At 70.8% G+C, this 17,523-nt stretch carries 13 protein-coding genes, 1 tRNA gene and 2 pseudogenes; 9 read left to right on the top strand and 7 right to left on the bottom strand.

From position 1 onward, the window contains the following. Positions 1-3: 3 nt before the first annotated feature. Positions 4-912, bottom strand: a complete 909-nt coding sequence (locus C0R66_RS09500) for a universal stress protein (protein ID WP_158647979.1) — start codon at positions 910-912, stop codon at positions 4-6. Between the two features lie 109 nt (positions 913-1,021). On the opposite strand from C0R66_RS09500, the gene C0R66_RS09495 reads away from it, so the two are divergent. After that, on the top strand, positions 1,022-1,948 hold the full coding sequence (locus C0R66_RS09495; protein ID WP_101524485.1) for a universal stress protein: 927 nt from the start codon (positions 1,022-1,024) through the stop codon (positions 1,946-1,948). A gap of 44 nt (positions 1,949-1,992) precedes the next feature. Here the strand turns inward: C0R66_RS09495 and C0R66_RS09490 are convergent, their stop codons facing one another. Both C0R66_RS09490 and C0R66_RS09485 read right to left on the bottom strand, forming a co-directional pair. Further along, complete coding sequence (locus tag C0R66_RS09490) at positions 1,993-3,033, bottom strand: glycosyltransferase family 61 protein (RefSeq protein ID WP_158647977.1); 1,041 nt, start codon at positions 3,031-3,033, stop codon at positions 1,993-1,995. 191 nt (positions 3,034-3,224) lie between these two features. After that, positions 3,225-3,310 (bottom strand) — tRNA-Leu (locus C0R66_RS09485). 92 nt (positions 3,311-3,402) lie between these two features. On the opposite strand from C0R66_RS09485, the gene C0R66_RS09480 reads away from it, so the two are divergent. From C0R66_RS09480 to C0R66_RS09470, 3 genes are all read left to right on the top strand, one after another. Further along, positions 3,403-4,707 carry a M20/M25/M40 family metallo-hydrolase gene (locus tag C0R66_RS09480; RefSeq protein WP_101524483.1) on the top strand — a complete coding sequence of 435 codons (1,305 nt, stop codon included), beginning with the start codon at positions 3,403-3,405 and terminating at the stop codon, positions 4,705-4,707. Positions 4,708-4,841: 134 nt separating this feature from the next. After that, the gene (locus tag C0R66_RS09475; RefSeq protein ID WP_158647976.1) at positions 4,842-7,166 is read left to right on the top strand and encodes a DUF7507 domain-containing protein; all 2,325 of its coding nucleotides are present in this window, start codon (positions 4,842-4,844) and stop codon (positions 7,164-7,166) included. Then, on the top strand, positions 7,139-10,057 hold the full coding sequence (locus C0R66_RS09470) for a DUF7507 domain-containing protein (protein ID WP_338418230.1): 2,919 nt from the start codon (positions 7,139-7,141) through the stop codon (positions 10,055-10,057). Before C0R66_RS09475 ends, C0R66_RS09470 begins: the two co-directional genes overlap by 28 nt. A gap of 6 nt (positions 10,058-10,063) precedes the next feature. Here C0R66_RS09470 and C0R66_RS09465 read toward each other — a convergent pair whose 3' ends face one another. Continuing rightward, positions 10,064-10,291, bottom strand: a complete 228-nt coding sequence (locus C0R66_RS09465) for a DUF5703 family protein (RefSeq protein WP_240181764.1) — start codon at positions 10,289-10,291, stop codon at positions 10,064-10,066. A gap of 6 nt (positions 10,292-10,297) precedes the next feature. Continuing rightward, positions 10,298-11,244, bottom strand: a pseudogene (locus C0R66_RS09460) (aldo/keto reductase). 99 nt (positions 11,245-11,343) lie between these two features. On the opposite strand from C0R66_RS09460, the gene C0R66_RS09455 reads away from it, so the two are divergent. Further along, on the top strand, positions 11,344-12,168 hold the full coding sequence (locus C0R66_RS09455) for an undecaprenyl-diphosphate phosphatase (RefSeq protein WP_101524479.1): 825 nt from the start codon (positions 11,344-11,346) through the stop codon (positions 12,166-12,168). A 12-nt stretch (positions 12,169-12,180) separates the two neighbouring features. Here C0R66_RS09455 and corA read toward each other — a convergent pair whose 3' ends face one another. Then, positions 12,181-13,158 (bottom strand): magnesium/cobalt transporter CorA, encoded by a 978-nt coding sequence (gene corA / locus C0R66_RS09450; protein WP_101524478.1) that lies wholly within the window; start codon positions 13,156-13,158, stop codon positions 12,181-12,183. Between the two features lie 32 nt (positions 13,159-13,190). Here corA and C0R66_RS09445 point away from each other — a divergent pair. From C0R66_RS09445 to mshC, 4 genes and pseudogenes are all read left to right on the top strand, one after another. Then, positions 13,191-13,754 (top strand): annotated as a pseudogene (locus tag C0R66_RS09445) (MSMEG_4193 family putative phosphomutase); the annotation flags it as partial. Between the two features lie 238 nt (positions 13,755-13,992). Then, positions 13,993-14,502, top strand: a complete 510-nt coding sequence (locus tag C0R66_RS09440; protein WP_241901406.1) for a DUF3090 family protein — start codon at positions 13,993-13,995, stop codon at positions 14,500-14,502. Next, entirely contained in the window at positions 14,499-15,299 is an 801-nt protein-coding gene (locus tag C0R66_RS09435; RefSeq protein ID WP_240311705.1) for an SCO1664 family protein, read from the top strand. The genes C0R66_RS09440 and C0R66_RS09435 overlap by 4 nt, the downstream gene beginning before the upstream one ends. 14 nt (positions 15,300-15,313) lie before the next feature. Further along, positions 15,314-16,549, top strand: coding sequence for a cysteine--1-D-myo-inosityl 2-amino-2-deoxy-alpha-D-glucopyranoside ligase (gene mshC, locus C0R66_RS09430; RefSeq protein WP_101524477.1), 1,236 nt, complete (start codon positions 15,314-15,316; stop codon positions 16,547-16,549). Between the two features lie 33 nt (positions 16,550-16,582). On the opposite strand, the gene C0R66_RS09425 is transcribed toward mshC, so the two are convergent. Next, a complete protein-coding gene (locus tag C0R66_RS09425) occupies positions 16,583-17,428 on the bottom strand; it encodes a PAC2 family protein (RefSeq protein ID WP_101524476.1) in 846 nt (281 codons plus the stop codon). Between the last annotated feature and the right edge of the window lie 95 nt (positions 17,429-17,523).

Raw genomic sequence — 17,523 nt, 5'->3', positions numbered from 1 at the left:
CCGTCAGTGCCCCTTGGTGCCGAACGGGACCACGATCACCGTCGAGCGGGCCCGCTCCAGCACCGCGGTCGACACCGAGCGCGCCAGGAACTGGGCGGCGGACCCCGCTTCGTGCCGTCCCACGACGATGACGTCACCCAGCAACGCATTCTCGGCGAGCACGGTGTCCACGAGGCCGTGCCGCAGGACCACGCGAGCCTGGACGTCGGGGTAGTCCTCGCCCAGACCGACGATCAGCTCGCGTACCTCCACCTCGAGCTGCGTCGCGCCCGGGTCGTCCGCGGGCGCACCGCTTCCCCCGGCCAGGATGCCGACGACGTCCCAGTAGCAGTGCACCACCAGGATCGGGACCCGGTGGAGCGAGGCGAACCGATAGGCGTGCTCCACCGCTCTCCTGGACTCCGCGGTCGCGTCGACGCCCACGACCACACGCGTGAGCGAGTCGACCTCGTCGTAGCCCCGAACCACCGCGACCGGACAGTCGGCGTGCCTGGCGACTGCCGCACTGACCGAGCCCAGGACCAGACTGCCGAACACGCCCCGACCCCGGGATCCGAGGACGAGGAGCTCAGCTCGTGCGGAGGCAGTCACGAGCGCCCGGCGCGGGTCGTCACGGACCGAGACGCGGACGATCGCGCCGTCCGCCAGCACCGTCCGTGCCCTCTCCTCCGCCACCTCGAGGACCAGGCCGTCGTCGCGGTCCGGGTCCTCGGCCGTCGGTGGGTAGTCGGTCACGCTGACTCCGAGCGGGGGAAACTCCAGGGGCTCCCCGATTCCGGTGGCGTGCATCAGGACGAGCGCCCGGTGGGAGAGGTGGGCGTGTCGGGCGCCCCAGGTCACGGCACGGGCGGCATGGTCGGAGCCGTCGACTGCGACCAGCACGGCGCCGGGGGGAATGTCCTGGGGCGTCATGTCACCAGGATGGTCTGGCCCGGTCGTGGTCACCACCGCCGCAAGTCCCGGTGCGTGCTGACGTTTGCCCCTGTCGCGCTGGTGACGCGGGAAGCAAGCGTGGGGACACATGGCACGCTGCCCGTGCCGCCGACACGACGCCTTGGAGAACGGTATGGACCTCTTGGAGCAGGCCGACGGTGCCGTAGTGGTCGGCGTCGACGGATCGCAGGCAAGCGAGCAAGCAATCGACTGGGCAGCGGAACAGGCGGTCCTTGAGGGGCGGCCCTTGACGCTGGTCCACGCCACGGGGGTGTGGAGCGCTCCGCCGGAGGTCGATCTCGTGGCTCTGGTGGCCGCGATGGAGGCCCAGGGCGACGAGCTCGTCTCCCAGGCGCGGGCCCGCGTCGAGGCCGCCCACGTGATCCCCGACCTCCGGTCCCAGGTGGTGCTGGCAGATCCCCGGGCAGCGCTGCTGGATGCCTCGGAGGTCGCCTACCTGACGGTGATCGGCTCGCGGGGCCGGGGCGCGATCAAGACCCTGGTGCTCGGCTCGGTGGGACTCACGCTGAGCCAACAGGCACACTGTCCCGTGGTGGTACGGCGTCCGCACGACGCCGAGGACACCGGCGACGGGCTGGTGGTCGGCACCGACCTGAGTCGGCATTCCGAGGTGGCCGTCGACTGGGCGTTCCACCAGGCCGTGGTGCGGGGGCTGCCGCTGACCCTGGTGCACACGGTCTTCGACGGCTACCCGGCCGGCGTCGTCCCTGCGGACGACACTGAGCACGAGGACCGGCGAGCCCGGCTGGTGAGCCTCGCCGAGCGCTTCGGGACCCGTCATCCCGGCGTGGAGGTCCAGTGCGAGCTGCGCCGCGGGATCCCCGACGAGGCACTGGTGGAAGCTGCGGCTGGGAGCGAGATGGTGGTGGTGGGCTCGCACCAGCGGAGATCGGTCCTGAGCATGATGGATCTCAACGTGCCCAAGACCGTGATCGAGCGCGCGCCTCGGTTCGTTGCCGTCGTACCGGGCCCGGGGACGACCGAGCGGACCTGATCAGGTGCCACCGCGGACGCGGAGACAACGTCAGGGAGACGACGTCAGGTGAGCCCCAACCTCCCCAGGATGTGATCCACCTCCCCGGGCGGGGCGTCGCCCCGGATGAAGCGCCGCTGGTGGCCTGAGGCGGCGTCGATGGCGCACTGCATCCGCACCGGACGAGTCGCGTTCCGGCCGTCGCCCAGCTCCACGACCCGGCCGCCACGCGGGATGAAGGCGGAGTGGTGGAGCCCGGAGCCCGAGAGCCCGGCGATGACGGCGGCAGAGGCGACCCGGGCGAGCTGCTCAGCGATGTCCAGCGTCTCGGGACGGACGATGTCGAAGCCGCGCGCGGCGAACACCTCGTCCAGCGCCCGGTCGTGCTCGGCCGAGGAACGGACCGGGCGTCGGTATCGGACGGCTCGCCGGTGCTCGTTGAGCAGGGTCCGGGAGACGTAGACGCGCTGCTGCCCGGCACCGCGGAACGAACCGGCGATGGTGTCCCACACACTGCGAGCCTCCGGGTGGACCCAGGCGTGGAGGGCGACGCTGCGGGAGGGAACCACGAGGTGCTCCACGGCGACCGGTCCACCCGTGCCCACGACGTGTACGGGCAGGTCGGCGAACCCGGCCAGGGCGAGCAGCCGCCGGTGCCAGCCCTCGACGTTGGTGGGGCCGAAGCTCGAATGGAACACCAAACCGGTCGGCTGCTGAGGCAGGCGCGGCCACAGGGTGGTGAGCGTCTCGACCAGGAAGTGCCCGAAGGTCGGCGCCCACGTGCCGCCGTAGAGCCACGTGCCGTCGAGGCGGACGTCCGCGACAGGCGGGAGGAAGCTCGGGTCTGCGGCTACCCGAAGACCGCGGGGGTCGCCCAGGATCTTCTGCGAGGCGGGCACCAGCTCCCCGGCCGAGGTGTACACCGCGCCGGAGAACCACTTGCTCGGACGGTGCACCGTGGCCAGCTCGCCGGTGGCCACCCGGGACAGGTAGGCGTCTGCGACCTCCTCGACGTGCGGCGTACGGCGGGGGCGGACCGGCTGGACGGCGGCACACCACTCGCTGCGGTGCCTGAGCCTGGGTGCCCGGAGGGCGAGAGCGGCCAAGTCGTGCCTCGCATCCACGTCGTCGCACCGCGTCCCCCGCGTGCGTGGGGTCAGTGCGGCTTCAGCCTAGTGGCGGGTGTGCCGGGATGTCCGCGACGACGAGTCATCATGCGCGTCCTGAGAAACAGCGAAGGGCGGCCCGAGGGCCGCCCTTCGGCGAAGAGTTCTTGGGGAGACTTCCCCATCCTGTGTGTCCGAGGGGGGACTTGAACCCCCACGCCCTAATACGGGCACTAGCACCTCAAGCTAGCGCGTCTGCCAATTCCGCCACCCGGACGAGTGCGGGGAAAGATTAGCAACACCCTCTGGGAAACCCGCAATCCGGGTCGCACGTTTCCCCTCGGGTGCCTCAGCGGCCAGGATGTGCCCATGGCTCCCGACCTGCACGACCCGGCCACAGAGGTCGTCGACCTCTGTCGCGACCTCATCCGCATCGACTCCTCCAACTACGGCGACGACACTGGCCCGGGGGAGCGGAAGACGGCCGAGCTGGTCGCAACCCTGCTCGACGAGGTGGGGATCGAGGCGCAGGTCATCGAGGGGGAGCCCGGCCGCACCAACCTGGTGGCCAGGTGGGGCGGCAGCGACGGGGACGCGCTGTTGCTGCACGGGCACCTGGACGTCGTCCCCGCGGAGGCGCGGGACTGGACCCACCACCCCTTCGCCGGGGAGATCGCCGACGGCTACCTGTGGGGCCGCGGGGCCGTGGACATGAAGGACTTCGACGCCATGCTGCTCTCGGTGGTCCGCGCCCGGGTGCGCAGCGGTCGCATCCCGCGACGGCCGATCGTGCTGTGCTTCACCGCCGACGAGGAGGCCGGTGGCCACAAGGGCGCTGAGGTCATCGTGCGGGACCACCCCGACCTGCTGTCCGACTGCACCGAGGCCGTGGGGGAGGTGGGCGGCTTCACCACCACGGTGCGCGGTCAGCGCATCTACCTGATCGAGGCCGCCGAGAAGGGCATGGCCTGGATGCGTCTGAGGGCCCGCGGCACCGCCGGGCACGGGTCGATGGTCAACCGGGACAACGCCGTCACCCAGCTGGCGGGGGCCGTGGCGCGCATCGGAGCCCATGACTGGCCCGTCCGGCTCACCCCGGCGATGGAGGTGCTGCTGGCCTCGGTCGCCACGATCGCCGGGACGGAGGCCACGCCCGACAACGCCGAGGCGCTGGTGGAGGAGTTCGAGAGCTCGACCCGGATGCTCGGCGCCGTGATCCGCAACACCGCCAACCCGACCATGCTCCAGGCCGGCTACAAGGTGAACGTGATCCCCACCGAGGCCACCGCCTACCTGGACGGCCGGTTCCTGCCCGGCTACCAGGACGAGTTCTTCGCGACCCTGGACGAGCTGTGCGGCCCCGACGTCACCCGGGAGTTCGTCAGCCACCAGCAGCCCTGGGAGTCGCCCACGCAGGGCAACCTGATGGACGCCATGACCAGGTCGATCCTGGCCGAGGACCCCGACGGCATCGTGGCGCCGTACCTGATGAGCGGCGGGACCGACGCCAAGCACTTCCGCAAGCTGGGCATGACCTCCTACGGGTTCGCCCCGCTCCGGCTGCCCGCCGAGCTCGACTTCGGTGCTCTGTTCCACGGCGTCGACGAGCGAGTCCCCACCGACGCGCTGGAGTTCGGGGCCCGCGTCTTCGACCGGTTCCTCGACGAGGTCTGAGCGCGTATCCGCAAGGGTCATGAGGCCGCCGAAGCACGGGGCCGTTGGCCCTTGTCATCCGGGGACACCGCGCAAAAACTCGGGGTATAGGCCCGGCTAGCCCGTACGGGGCGTGGCGGCCGCGAGGAGGACCCGTGCCGAGCTTGCGTGGAATTGCTCTGACGACGACGACCTGTCTGCTGGCCACGCTGACAGTGGCGCTGGCGCCCCAGGCGATGCGGGTGCCCGCCTCCGCTGACCCGCCGACGGGCGGGACGACGATCGTCTCCGAGACGTTCACCGGATCATCGGTGCCCGACCCTGCCTGGACGGTGCAGGGCGACACCTGCTTGACCGGTGCCACCACCGCGCCACCGGCGAGCGCAGCACAGATTCCCACCTGCGCGGGGTTCCGGACCGGCCCGGTCCCGTCGATCGGGGCCACGCCGGGGTACCTACAGCTGACCGACGCCAGAACGCAGACCGCGGGCAGCGTGCTGTACAACCGGCCCGTCCCCGCGACGTCCGGGGTGACCATCACCTTCGACCAGTTCCAGTACGGCGGCACCGGCGCCGACGGCATCGGGTTCTTCCTCGTCGATGGCTCCACCGACCTGACCGACACCGGGGGAGCCGGCGGCAGCCTCGGGTACGCACAGCGCACTCCCTCAGGCGGCGGGGACGCCGAGCCGGGCATCGCGGGTGGAGTGCTCGGGGTGGGGCTGGACGCCTATGGCAACTACTACGACGACGGCGAGGGGCGCGGGACGGGCTGTCCCGAGGACCAGCGATCACCCTCGACCGCGGAGGGCGCGGTGGCGCCGAACGTCATCACCGTGCGTGGCCCCGGCGAGGACTTCACCGGCTACTGCTACCTGGCTTCCACGACGCCGGCGGACCCGGACGACCCGGACGACCCGGGCACCACGCTCAACGGCGGCATCGGCACGCTACGGGGCCGTACGATCGCCGCGTCCTGGCGGCAGGTGAACATCACAGTCACGCCAGCACCTGACCCGCGGATCATCGTCCAGGTCCGGTACAACCCTGCCGCCGCCAATGACCCCTGGATCACCGAGCTCGACATTCCCGCTCCGGCCGACCTGCCGAGCACCTACAAGTTCGGGCTCGCGGGCTCCACCGGCGGCCTGACCGACGTCCACCTGATCCGCAACGCGGTGGTCCAGTCCGTCAACCCCCTCGCCGAGCTGCAGCTGGAGAAGCAGGTCGACCGCAGCGCCGGCGCCCTGCCCGCCATCATCACCGCCGGCACCGTCATCCCCTACCAGTACACCGTCACCAACGCTGGGACGGAGACCCTCTCGAGCCTGGCGATCGCCGACGACACGATCACCGGGCCGATCACCTGCGACATCACGACGCTCACGCCAGCGCCAGGGGCCGGCTCGACCGCTGTGTGCCGCGGGACCTACACCGTCACGGCCGCCGATGTCGCGGCCGGAGAGGTCGTCAACACCGCCACCGCCACCGCGACGAACCCCGGCGGCGATGCGATCACCTCCCCGGAGGCCACCGTCACCGTCCCCCTGGTCAGCAGCCTCGCCCTGACCAAGAGCGTGCAGACAGATCCCCCGTACGTCGCCGGCCAGGAGGTCGAGTACCTCTACACGGTGACGAACACCGGCGGCTCCACCGTGACCAACATCGCCGTCACCGACGACCGCATCTCCTCGGAAGCGCTCGTGTGCGAGGAGAACGTCCTTGCCCCGGCGGCATCGACCACCTGCACCGGCACCTACACCGTCGACACCGCGCAGGCCGACGCTGCCGGGAGCATCGTCAACACCGCCGTCGCGACGGGGGACACCCCGGCCGGCCAGGAAGTCGAGTCGCCCGAGGCGAGGGAGAGCATCGGGGTCAACACCGACATCGCGGTCACCAAGACGATCGACGAGCCTGACCCGGCTGTCGGCGACACGGTCACCTTCACCGTCACCGCGACCAACAACGGCCCGGCAGCAGCCACAGACGTCCTGATCACCGACCTGCTCCCCGCGGGGCAGCTCACCTTGCTGACCTCGAGCACGTCCGGTGCCCAGCCGTCCGACTACGCCACGGACACCGGCGCCTGGTCGATCCCTGCGCTTGCCGTAGGGAATGCCGTCACCCTGAGCATCACCGCCCGGGTCGAGACCAACGGCGTGGCCTCGAACACCGCGAGCCTGACCAGGCTCGACCAGCTCGACACGAACGCCGCCAACAACAGCGCCACCGTCACCCTGAACCCGGCGTCCCTCGACCTGGCGGTGACCAAGGAGGTCATCGGCTCGGCGGAGGTCGCAGCAGGGGAGCCGGTCACGTTCCGGGTCACGGTCACCAACCTCGGCCCGCGTCCCGGCACCGGCATCACCGTGATCGAAGACCTGCCCCGGGGCTCACCTTCCGACCCGGGGACTCCGGCGGGACCGGCAGCTACGACCCGGCCACGAGCATCTGGACCATCGGCTCCCTCGGCGTGAACGAGTCCGCGGCGTTCGACTTCACCCTGGACACCACCAGCCCGGGAACGTTCACGAACGCGGTCAGCATCGCCTCCGTGTCGCCCACGGACATCAACAGCGCCAACGACTCGGCGTCGGCCAGCGTCGCGGTACGAACCCCGGTCGCCGACCTCGTCATCGTCAAGGGCGCGTCCCCAGCGGAGGCCGTGGTCGGGGACGCCGTCACCTACACGGTGACGGTCCTCAACCGTGGCCCCGACACGGTGCGCGGCGTCTACGTCACCGACACCGGCGCCGAGGGCGTAAGCGTCGTCGGCACCTCCGCCACCCAGGGAACGGTGGACACCGCCGGTCGTCGGTGGGACGTCGGCACCCTGGCGGCGGACGAGAGCGCCGCTCTCATCATCAACGCCCAGCTCGACACGGCGGGCACCAAGGTCAACCTCGCCACGGTGGACGCGCCACTCCTCGAAGATCCGACCCCGGACGACAACGAGTCCAGCGCCACCGTGACCACCTTGGCCCCCGCCGTCGACGTCGGCGTCACGAAGTCCGTGGCCCGGCCCGACGGGACCGGATCGGTCGACGACATCCCGGTGGGAGAGGACGCGGTCTTCACCATCACCGCCACCAACAACGCCGTCGCTGGGCAGACCGCCACGACGGCCACCGGCGTCGTCCTCGCCGACGTGCTCTCCGAGGGCCTGACCTTCGTGTCCGCCACCGGCGACGGCACCTTCGACGCCGACACCGGCACCTGGACCGTCGGCTCCCTCCCGGTCGGCACCACCGTCACGCTCACCATCCGGGCAACCGGTACGGTGGTCGGGCAACGCGCCAACACGGCCAGTCTGGCCACCCTCGACCAGCGCGACGTGGATCCGACCAACGACTCGGCCTCGGCCACGGCCACCTTCGTCGAGCTCGCCGACCTCGCGATCACCAAGAGCGTCGACCAGCCGGTGGCCCAGCCGGGTGACACCGTCCGCTACACGATCCGCGTCACCAACAACGGCCCCAACGCCACCGACGACACCATCACCGAGGATCCTGCCCTCATCCAGGCCAACATCACCGGGCACACGACCGACAACGGGACCTTCGACGAGGTGAACCGGATCTGGACCATCCCGCGGCTCGAGCCCGGTGAGACGGCGACCCTGGAGGTCTCCATCCGCATCGGCGACCGCGCGTCGGGGAGCTACCGCAACCTGGTCGCGATCCAGGAGTCCGTGGTCGAGGACCCCAATCCGGACAACAACGTCGACGACGCCGTGCTGTTCGTCCCGGTCGCGGACATCGCCGTCTCGAAGGCGGTCGACAATGCCGCTCCCACGCTCGGCGAGACGGTCACGTTCACGATCGGGCTCCGCAATCTCGGCCCGGACACCGCCGAGGGCGTCACCGTCGACGACCTGCTGCCGCCGGGGCTCACCTATGTCGACAGCACGGCTACGGTGGGGACCTACGACCCTGTCCCCGGGTCCTGGGTCATCGGTGACCTGGATCCGGTCGATCTGCCCGACGCCGATGATCAGGCTCGCCTGCGCATCACCGCGCGTGCGGACCAGACGGGCACCTTCGTCAACACCGCCACGGCCGATCGCTCCGATGCGTTCCCGTACGAGTCCGACCTGAGCAACAACTCCGCCTCCGCGTCCGTGACGGTCGGCCAGGCTCCCGCGCTCGAGCTGGTCAAGACCGCGAGCCCCAGCACCGTCACCGCCGCCGGCCAGCAGGTCACCTACTCGTTCCGCGTCACCAACACCGGGAACGTCACGATCAGTGGTCTCGCCATCGTCGAGGAGAGCTTCACCGGCTCCGGCGACCTGCCGACCCCGACCTGCCCGGCAGCGGCCACCAGCCTGGCTCCCGGCGCCAGCGTCACGTGCACGAGTGTCTACACCGTGACCGCGGCAGACCTCTCCGGATCGGGGCTGAGCAACACCGCCCGCGCCGGGGGCCGGGACCCCTCCGGAGGCGCGGTCGACTCTCCGGGTGACAGCGCACTCGTCGAGGTGAACCCGCCTGCGCGCGGGGAGCCGAGCATCCGCACCCGCACGTCCGACAAGCGCGTCCGGCCCCAGCAGAGGTTCCACGACCGGGTTCGTGTCAGCGGGCTCGCGGCAGGAACGACGGTCCCCGGGACCGCGCGCCTCTACGGCCCCTTCTCCTCCCGGTCAGCCGTCACCTGCACCCAGGAGAACCTCGCGCGCACGCTCACGTGGCGCGCGCGGGCGGGGTGGAGCCGCACGCCATCCGTGCGGGTACAGCGGCCTGGCGTCTACACCTGGCGGGTCACCACGGAAGCGACGGCCGCGAACAGGGCTGGATCGAGCCGCTGCGGGCTCGCCTCGGAGACGACCACGGTCGCAAAGCCCTCCTACCGCGCGCCGGTGATCAACGGAGGATTCTCCGGCGCTCGCACGGGACGTGAGTTCGCCCGGGACGCCAGGACCGTCATCCGAGCCGCCGGCATCGGGTTGCGAGCCGCAGTGGTTCCCACCGCGATCAAGCGGGGGATCATGACCCTGCCCGCGAACGTGCGGACCACGAGCTGGCTGGGGAGGTCCGCCGGCTACGGCGACAAGATCGGCACCACCGTGATAGCCGGTCACGTGTCCGACCGACGGGACGACCCCGGCGCCCTGTGGGGCCTGCGCCGAGCTGCCCGCGGCCAGGTCGTCTCGGTGGTGAGGGGTGGCACGACGTACCGCTACAAGGTCGCCCAGACCGCCCGGTACGACCGAACGCGGAGACTGCCCGACCGGTACTTCAGGACCACGGGCGCGCACCGGCTCGTCCTCATCAGCTGCACCAACCGGGTGGTCTACGGCAACGGGCGCTTCCACTACACGAAGTACCAGGTGGTCGTCGCCAGGCCGATCGGACCGAAGGACGGGCAGTGACCTGGCTCAGTAGTACATCCTCGGGCGGGCCTGGCGGATGATCTTGCGCCGCAGCACCACCCGACGGGTGCCGTCCGCGGCTATCCGTAGCCGAGCCAGCTCCCAGCCCCCCAGCTCAGCGCGTTCGACCAGCATCCGGGTGACGGCGTTGCGTGAGAACTCCCGCGAGTAGGTCACCGTGTCGAACTCCCACTCCACCCCGGGCCGGGGCGGACGGCGCAGTGCTTGACTCATGACGCCTCAGTCGGCCGACACGTCGTCGAGCGCGGCGACGATCTCCGGCGGCAGGACCAGGTCGTCGGCGTCCAGGGCCGCCTTCAGCTGCGCCGCGGTACGGGCGCCGAGGATCGGCGCGGTCACACCGGCGCGGTCCCGCACCCAGACCAGGGCCACCTCCAGGGGGACCAGCCGAGCCCTTCCGCTGCGCGGACCACGGCCTCGACGATCCCTCGGCCGCGCTCGTCGAGGTAGTGCTCGACGAAGGAGGCGAAGTGCGTGGAAGCCGCCCGGGAGTCCGCCGGCGTACCGGTGCGGTACTTGCCGGTGAGCACGCCGCGGCCCAGCGGCGACCAGGGGAACACGCCCAGGCCCAGCGCCTGCGCGGCAGGCAGCACCTCGAGCTCGACCTGGCGGGCGAGCAGGGAGTACTCGACCTGCGTGGACGCCAGCGGGGTCCGGCCGGGAACGGCCCGCTGCCACGTCGCGGCCTGGGCCGTCTGCCAGCCGCAGTAGTTGGAGACACCGACGTAGGAGGCCCGCCCCGAGGTCACGGCGAGGTCCAGGGCCCCCAGCGTCTCCTCCAGAGGCGTGTCATCGGTCCACACGTGCACCTGCCACAGGTCCACGTGATCGACACGCATGCGCTTCAGCGAGGCATCCAGGGTGGTGAGCAAGGTGCCCCTGGAGGTGTCGGCACTGCGCTGGTCCGAACGACGGGAGAGCCCCGCCTTCGTGGCCAGCACCACCTCGTCGCGCGCCACCACATCGCCGAGCAGGCTGCCGATCAGCTCCTCGGAGGCACCGTCGCCGTAGGCCGCGGCGGTGTCGAGGAAGGTGCCGCCCGCCTCGGCGAAGCCGATGAGCTGGTCGCGCGCCTCGTGCTCGTCGGTGTCGCGACCCCAGGTCATGGTGCCGAGCCCGAGCCGGGAGACCTTGAGACCGGTGCGTCCGACCGCGCGCTGCTGCATGTGGCACAGGGTAGTCAGCGGCCGGTGGACAGCTCGCGCAGGCACGCCGATCTGGGCGCGTGCCGATGCGCCGCAGGTGCGGCCTTAGGCTTTCGCCCCATGTGGGATCTCCTCAAGGCCGTTGCCCTCGGAACCATCCAGGGGCTCACGGAGTTCCTGCCGATCTCCAGCAGCGCGCACCTGCGGATCTTCCCCGAGCTCTTCGGCTGGGGGGACCCCGGAGCGGCGTTCACCGCGGTGATCCAGATCGGGACCGAGCTGGCAGTGCTGATCTACTTCCGCAAGGACATCTGGAGCATCGGCACCGCCTGGGTGAAATCGATCTTCAAGCCGGAGTTCCGCGGCACGCTCGAGACCCGGATGGGCTGGTACATCATCATCGGCTCGCTGCCGATCGTGGTCCTCGGAGTGCTCCTCAAGGACCTCATCGAACGAGACTTCCGCAACCTGTGGATCACCGGCACGGCGCTGATCGTGCTCGGGGTCGTGCTGGGCGTCGCGGACCGCTTCAGCAGGGGCGAGAAGCCGATCAAGAAGCTCTCGCTCCGCGACGCGGTCCTGATGGGCCTGGCCCAGGCGATGGCGCTGATCCCGGGCGTCTCCCGCTCCGGTGCGACCATCTCCATGGGCCGCTTCCTGGGCTTCGAGCGCGAGGCCGCCACCCGGTTCGCCTTCCTGCTGGCCATCCCGGCCGTGGTGGGGGCGGGGCTGTTCGAGCTCAAGGAGATCCCGCACGGGGAGAACACCTACGGCTGGGCTCCGACGATCACCGCCACCGTCGTCTCCTTCGTGGTCGGGTACGCCGCCATCGCCTGGCTGCTGCGCTACGTCTCCACCCGCTCCTACACGCCGTTCGTCATCTACCGAGTGCTGCTGGGCGCCGCCACCCTGGTGCTGCTCTGGGCCGGCGTGCTCAGCTCCTGATCTCAGCGTGGCTCAGAGCCAGCCGGACTTCTTGAACCACACGAACAGGCCCCCGGCGATACTGACCATCAGCGCGATGGCGAACGGGTAGCCGTAGCGCCAATTCAGCTCCGGCATGTACTCGAAGTTCATCCCGTAGATTCCGGCGACGAGCGTGGGCACCACCACCAGTGCAGCTCCTGCCGAGATCTTGCGCATGTCTTCGTTCTGCTGCATGGAGATCCTGGCGACGTGGGACTCGAAGGCTGCCGAGAGCAAGCTGTCGAGGTTGTCCACGACCTCCTCCACCCGCTGGAGGTGGTCGACGACGTCCCGGAAGTAGGGGCTGGTCTCCTCGGGGACACCCCTCACCTTGCCGCTGACGAAACGGCGCAACGGCTCCCGCAACGGACTCACCGCCCGTCTGACCTCCGCCAGCTCCCGCTTGAGGGTGTAGATCCGGCCCGCGTCGTCCGTGCGGGACTCCGAGAACACGCTGGTCTCGACCTCGTCGACGTCGATCATCAGATCCGCACCGACCGCTTCGTAGTCGTCGACCACCTTGTCGCAGACGGCGTACAGGACGGATGCGGGTCCGTGTGCCAGCACCTGGGCTCGAAGCTCCAGCTCGCGACGGGAGGCCTTCAGATCGCCACCTGAGCCGTGGCGCACGGTGACCACGTAGTCGTCCCCGGCGAAGATCCCGATCTCACCGGTCTCCACCGCGTCCTCGTCGTCGATGTACCGAAGCGTCTTGAGCACCAGGAAGATCATGCCGTCGTAGAGCTCGAGCTTGGGTCGCTGGTGAGCGTGGACCGCATCCTCGACGGCCAGGTGGTGCAGACCGAAGGCTTCGGAGACCGCCCGCATCTGCGCCTCGTCCGGATCGTGCAGGCCTACCCACTGGAAGTCACCGGGCTCACGGGTCGCGCCGACCCCCAGCACGTCGTGCACGGGCAGGTCGTGCTCGACCCGCCTGCCATTGCGGTACACCGCGTTGTCGACAATCACGAAGCGAGGCTAGCCCCACTACAGTCGCGGCCATGGCAACCCTCATCCTCGTGCGACACGGCCGGACGACCGCCAATGCCAGCGGGACCCTCGCCGGACGGCTTCCCGGGGTGCTCCTCGACGAGGTGGGACGCGAGCAGGTGGCGGCCACCGCCGCCCGGCTCGCGGCGGTGCCGCTGGCCGCACTGGTCAGCAGCCCCCTGGAACGGTGTCGCGAGACTGCCCGGGCCATCGCGAGCGCCCAGCAGCACAAGCCGCGCATCCAGACCGAGAAGCGGCTCACCGAGTGCGACTACGGCAGCTGGCAGGGCGGCACCCTGAAGGAGCTGGCGAAGGAGGAGCTGTGGAAGACGGTGCAGCAGCAGCCCTCGGCCGCCCGCTTCCCCGGGGGCGAGTCGCTGCGCGAGATGTCTGACCGCGCCGTGGCGGCGGTGCGTCAGCGCGATGCCGCCATCGAGGCTGAGCACGGCCCCGGCGCGGTCTGGGCGGCAGTCAGCCACGGCGACGTGATCAAGTCGATCCTGGCCGACGCCGTGGGGTCGCACCTGGACCAGTTCCAGCGGATCGTCGTCGACCCGGCCTCGGTGAGCATCGTGCGCTTCACCTCCGCCCGCCCCTTCGTGGTGACGAGCAACAGCCATGCCGGCGACCTGTCCTGGCTCGCTCCGGCGCTTCCAGAGGGGGCGCCGAGGGGGGCGCAGCCGATGACGCGGCGGTCGGAGGCGGCGCCGGTCCGTCGTCGGCTGGGCCGCCGTCCTAGGGTGGTGGCATGCCACTGGTCCACTCCTTCGATCCCCCGAGCGTTTCGTCACCGGCACGGTCGGCGAGCCCGGCATGCGCACCTTCTTCCTCCAGGCGCGGGCCGACGCCCGACTGGTCAGCGTGTCCCTGGAGAAGCAGCAGGTGATCGCCCTGGTGGAGCGGGTCGACGAGCTGCTCGACGAGCTGATGGCGGCCCCCGGCCAGGAGACGCTGATCCCTGCGGTGGCACCGGTGGACCTGCAGGACAGCGCCCCTCTGGACCAGCCGATCGAGGAGGAGTTCCGCGCCGGCACCATGACGCTGTCCTGGGACCCGGGCGACGAGCGGGTCGTCATCGAGGTGTTCCCGTTCTCCGAGACCGTCGTGGTCGCCCTGGACCAGGTCGAGGAGGACTTCGCCGAGCCGGAGCCCGAGGAGCTGCTCGTGGTGCGGATCTCGCCCGGCATGGCTCGGGCGTTCTGCGCCCGGGCGCTGCAGGTCGTCGAGGCCGGCCGGCCCAGCTGCCCCTTCTGCGGCAACCCCGTCGACCCGGACGGACACCTGTGCGTGCGCGCCAACGGGTTCCGTCGCCGGGAGCCGTGAGCACAGCGCCAGGGGAGTCCCGCCCGGGCGAGGTGGACCCGCACCGCCTGCACGACGGGGACCTCGCGTTGCACGGCCGGGTGATGCCGGCCTCCAACGCCACCTTCGTGGGGGAGGTGGACGGGGTCCGGGTGGTCTACAAGCCGGTGGCCGGCGAACGGCCGCTGTGGGACTTCCCGGACGGGACCCTGGCCGACCGCGAGGTGGCGGCGTACCGGGTCTCGGTCTCGCTCGGCTGGAACGTCGTGCCGCTCACCATCCTGCGCGATGGTCCGCACGGTCCGGGCATGGTGCAGGTCTGGCAGGAGCCGGATCCCGAGCAGGCGGCGGTCGACATCGTGGACGTGGACAGCCGGCCCGCGGGCTACCTGCACGTGTTCGAAGGACTGGACGCCCGGGACCGACCGGTCGCCCTGGTGCACGAGGACTCGGCGCCGCTGCGTCGGATGGCGATCTTCGACATGGTGGTCAACAACGCCGACCGCAAGGGTGGGCACGTGCTGGCCATGCCGGGGGGGCACCGCTACGGAGTCGACCACGGCGTCACCTTCCACGTCGAGGACAAGCTCCGCACCGTGCTGTGGGGCTGGGCGGGCACCCGAGTCCCAGCAGGCGACCTGGCCGTCGTGGAGTCCCTGCTCGGCAGCCTCCAGGGTGAGCTCGGCGCCGAGCTGGGGGAGCTGATCACGCCCGACGAGCTCGCGGCGCTGACCCGGCGGTGCCGCCGGTTGCTGTCCACCCAGCGGATGGCAGTGCCCCAGGACGGGTGGCCCACGATTCCCTGGCCACCCTTCTAGGTAGGCTGCACCGCATGCGCGCCTGGTCTGCTCCGGAGGTCCCCGTCCTGCCTGTCGTCGGGCCCCCTGTGCAGCTCCACGACACGGCCACGGGCCGATTGCGCACCAGCAGCCCTGCCGGAGCCGCGCGGCTCTACGTGTGCGGCATCACGCCGTACGACGCCACCCACATGGGGCACGCCGCCACCTACGTGGCGTTCGACCTGCTCAACCGCGCCTGGCGCAGCGCCGGGCACCCGGTCACCTACGTGCAGAACGTGACCGACGTGGACGACCCGCTGCTCGAGCGCGCCGACAAGGTGAAGATCGACTGGGTGGAGCTCGCCGAGCGGGAGACCGAGCTGTTCCGCCAGGACATGCATGCCCTGCGGGTGCTTCCGCCCGACCACCTGGTCGGTGCGGTGGAGTCCATCCCGTGGGCGGTGGCCTACATCGAGCGGCTCCAGGCCGCCGGATCGATCTACCAGGTCGAGAGCGACCTGTACTTCTCCGTCTCCGCGGACCCCGCCTTCGGCTCGGTCTCCGGGCTGGACCGGGCACAGATGACGCCGCTGTTCGCCGAGCGCGGCGGCGACCCGGACCGCCCAGGCAAGAAGGACCCGCTCGACTGCGTGGTCTGGCGGGGCGAGCGTCCCGGCGAGCCCTCCTGGGACAGTCCCTTCGGCAAGGGCCGTCCGGGCTGGCACATCGAGTGCACCGCGATCTCCCAGGAACACCTGGGCGTCGACTTCGACGTGCAGGGCGGCGGGTCCGACCTGGTCTTCCCGCACCACGAGATGTGCGCCTCCCACGCCCACGTCGCCTCGGGTGAGCGGTTCGCCCAGGGGTACGCCCACGCCGGGATGGTGGCCTACGACGGCGAGAAGATGTCGAAGTCGCGGGGCAACCTCGTCTTCGTCTCCCAGCTGCGCAACAGCGACGTGGACCCCATGGCGCTGCGGCTGGTGCTGCTGCGCCACCACTACCGCAGCGACTGGGAGTGGACCGACGCGGCGCTGTGGGACGCGGTGGACACCATCCAGCGGTGGCGCAAGGCGCTCTCCCTGGGAGCCGGCGCCCCGTCCGCGCCGGTGGTGGAGGGCGTGCTCGCCGCGCTCGCGCACGACCTCGATGCTCCGACCGCCGTGGACGTGGTGGAGCAGTGGGTGGCAGCGACGCTCGGCACCGGGGGGCTGGCCGACACCTCCGACCAGGCGGCCGGCCAGGCGGTGCACCAGCTGATCGACGCGGCGCTCGGCCTGTCGCTGTAGTCGCGGCAGCGCCCGCGGCGCCGACGCCGGTCCTCAGTCGTCGTTGCGGCGCTTGAGGTAGCGCTCGAACTCCCGGGCGATGGCCTCGCCGGATGCCTCGGGCAGGTCGGTGGTGTCGCGCGTCTCCTCCAGGGACCGGACGTAGTCGGCGACGTCCTCGTCCTCCTCGGCGAGCTCGTCCACGCCGCGCTCCCAGGCCCGGGCGTCCTCGAGGAGGTCACCCAGCGGGATGCTGGTCTCCAGGAGCTCCTCGAGCTGGCCGACCAGCGCCAGCGTCGCCTTGGGGCACGGCGGCTGCGCCACGTAGTGCGGGACGGCGGCCCAGTAGGCGACCGCCGGGATGTCCAGCCGGATGCAGGCGTCCTGGAAGACGCCGACGATCCCGGTCGGGCCCTCGTACGTCGACTGCTCCAGCTTGAGCCGGTCCACCAGGTCGGGCTCGGTCGCCGTCCCGGTCACCGGGATGGGACGCGTGTGGGGGGTGTCGGCCAGGAGCGCCCCCAGCGTGACCACCAGCTCGCCCCCGAGCTCGTCGCAGGCGGCCAGGAGCTCGGCGCAGAACTGGCGCCAGCGCATGTTGGGCTCGATGCCGCGGATCAGGATCACGTCCCGGTCGAGGTTGGGCGGCGACGCCACGGCGATCTGGGTGGTGGGCCAGGTCAGGCGGCGGTGACCCCGCTCGTCGGTGCCCATCATGGGACGGTTCACCTGGAAGTCGTAGAAGTCCTCCGGGTCGATGGCCCCCACGATCGTGGCGTCCCAGACGTCGATGAGGTGCGACACGACCGAGGACGCGGCATCCGCGGCGTCGTTCCAGCCCTCGAAGGCGGCAATCACCAGGGGGTTGACCAAATCGGTCAGCTCATCGATCTCGATCACCCCTCCAGCGTAGGCGCTGGGCGGGATTTCGCGGGTGCTCGCCCCGAGTGTCACGATTCGGTACGCCTGTCCATCCTCCGGACCCGCCTCCTACT

The organism is Nocardioides houyundeii (genome assembly GCF_002865585.1).
In the GTDB taxonomy this organism is placed as follows: Bacteria; Actinomycetota; Actinomycetes; order Propionibacteriales; family Nocardioidaceae; genus Nocardioides; species Nocardioides houyundeii.
Note: the sequence above shows the minus strand (reverse complement) of the source record. Positions and strands in the feature narration are given on the sequence as shown.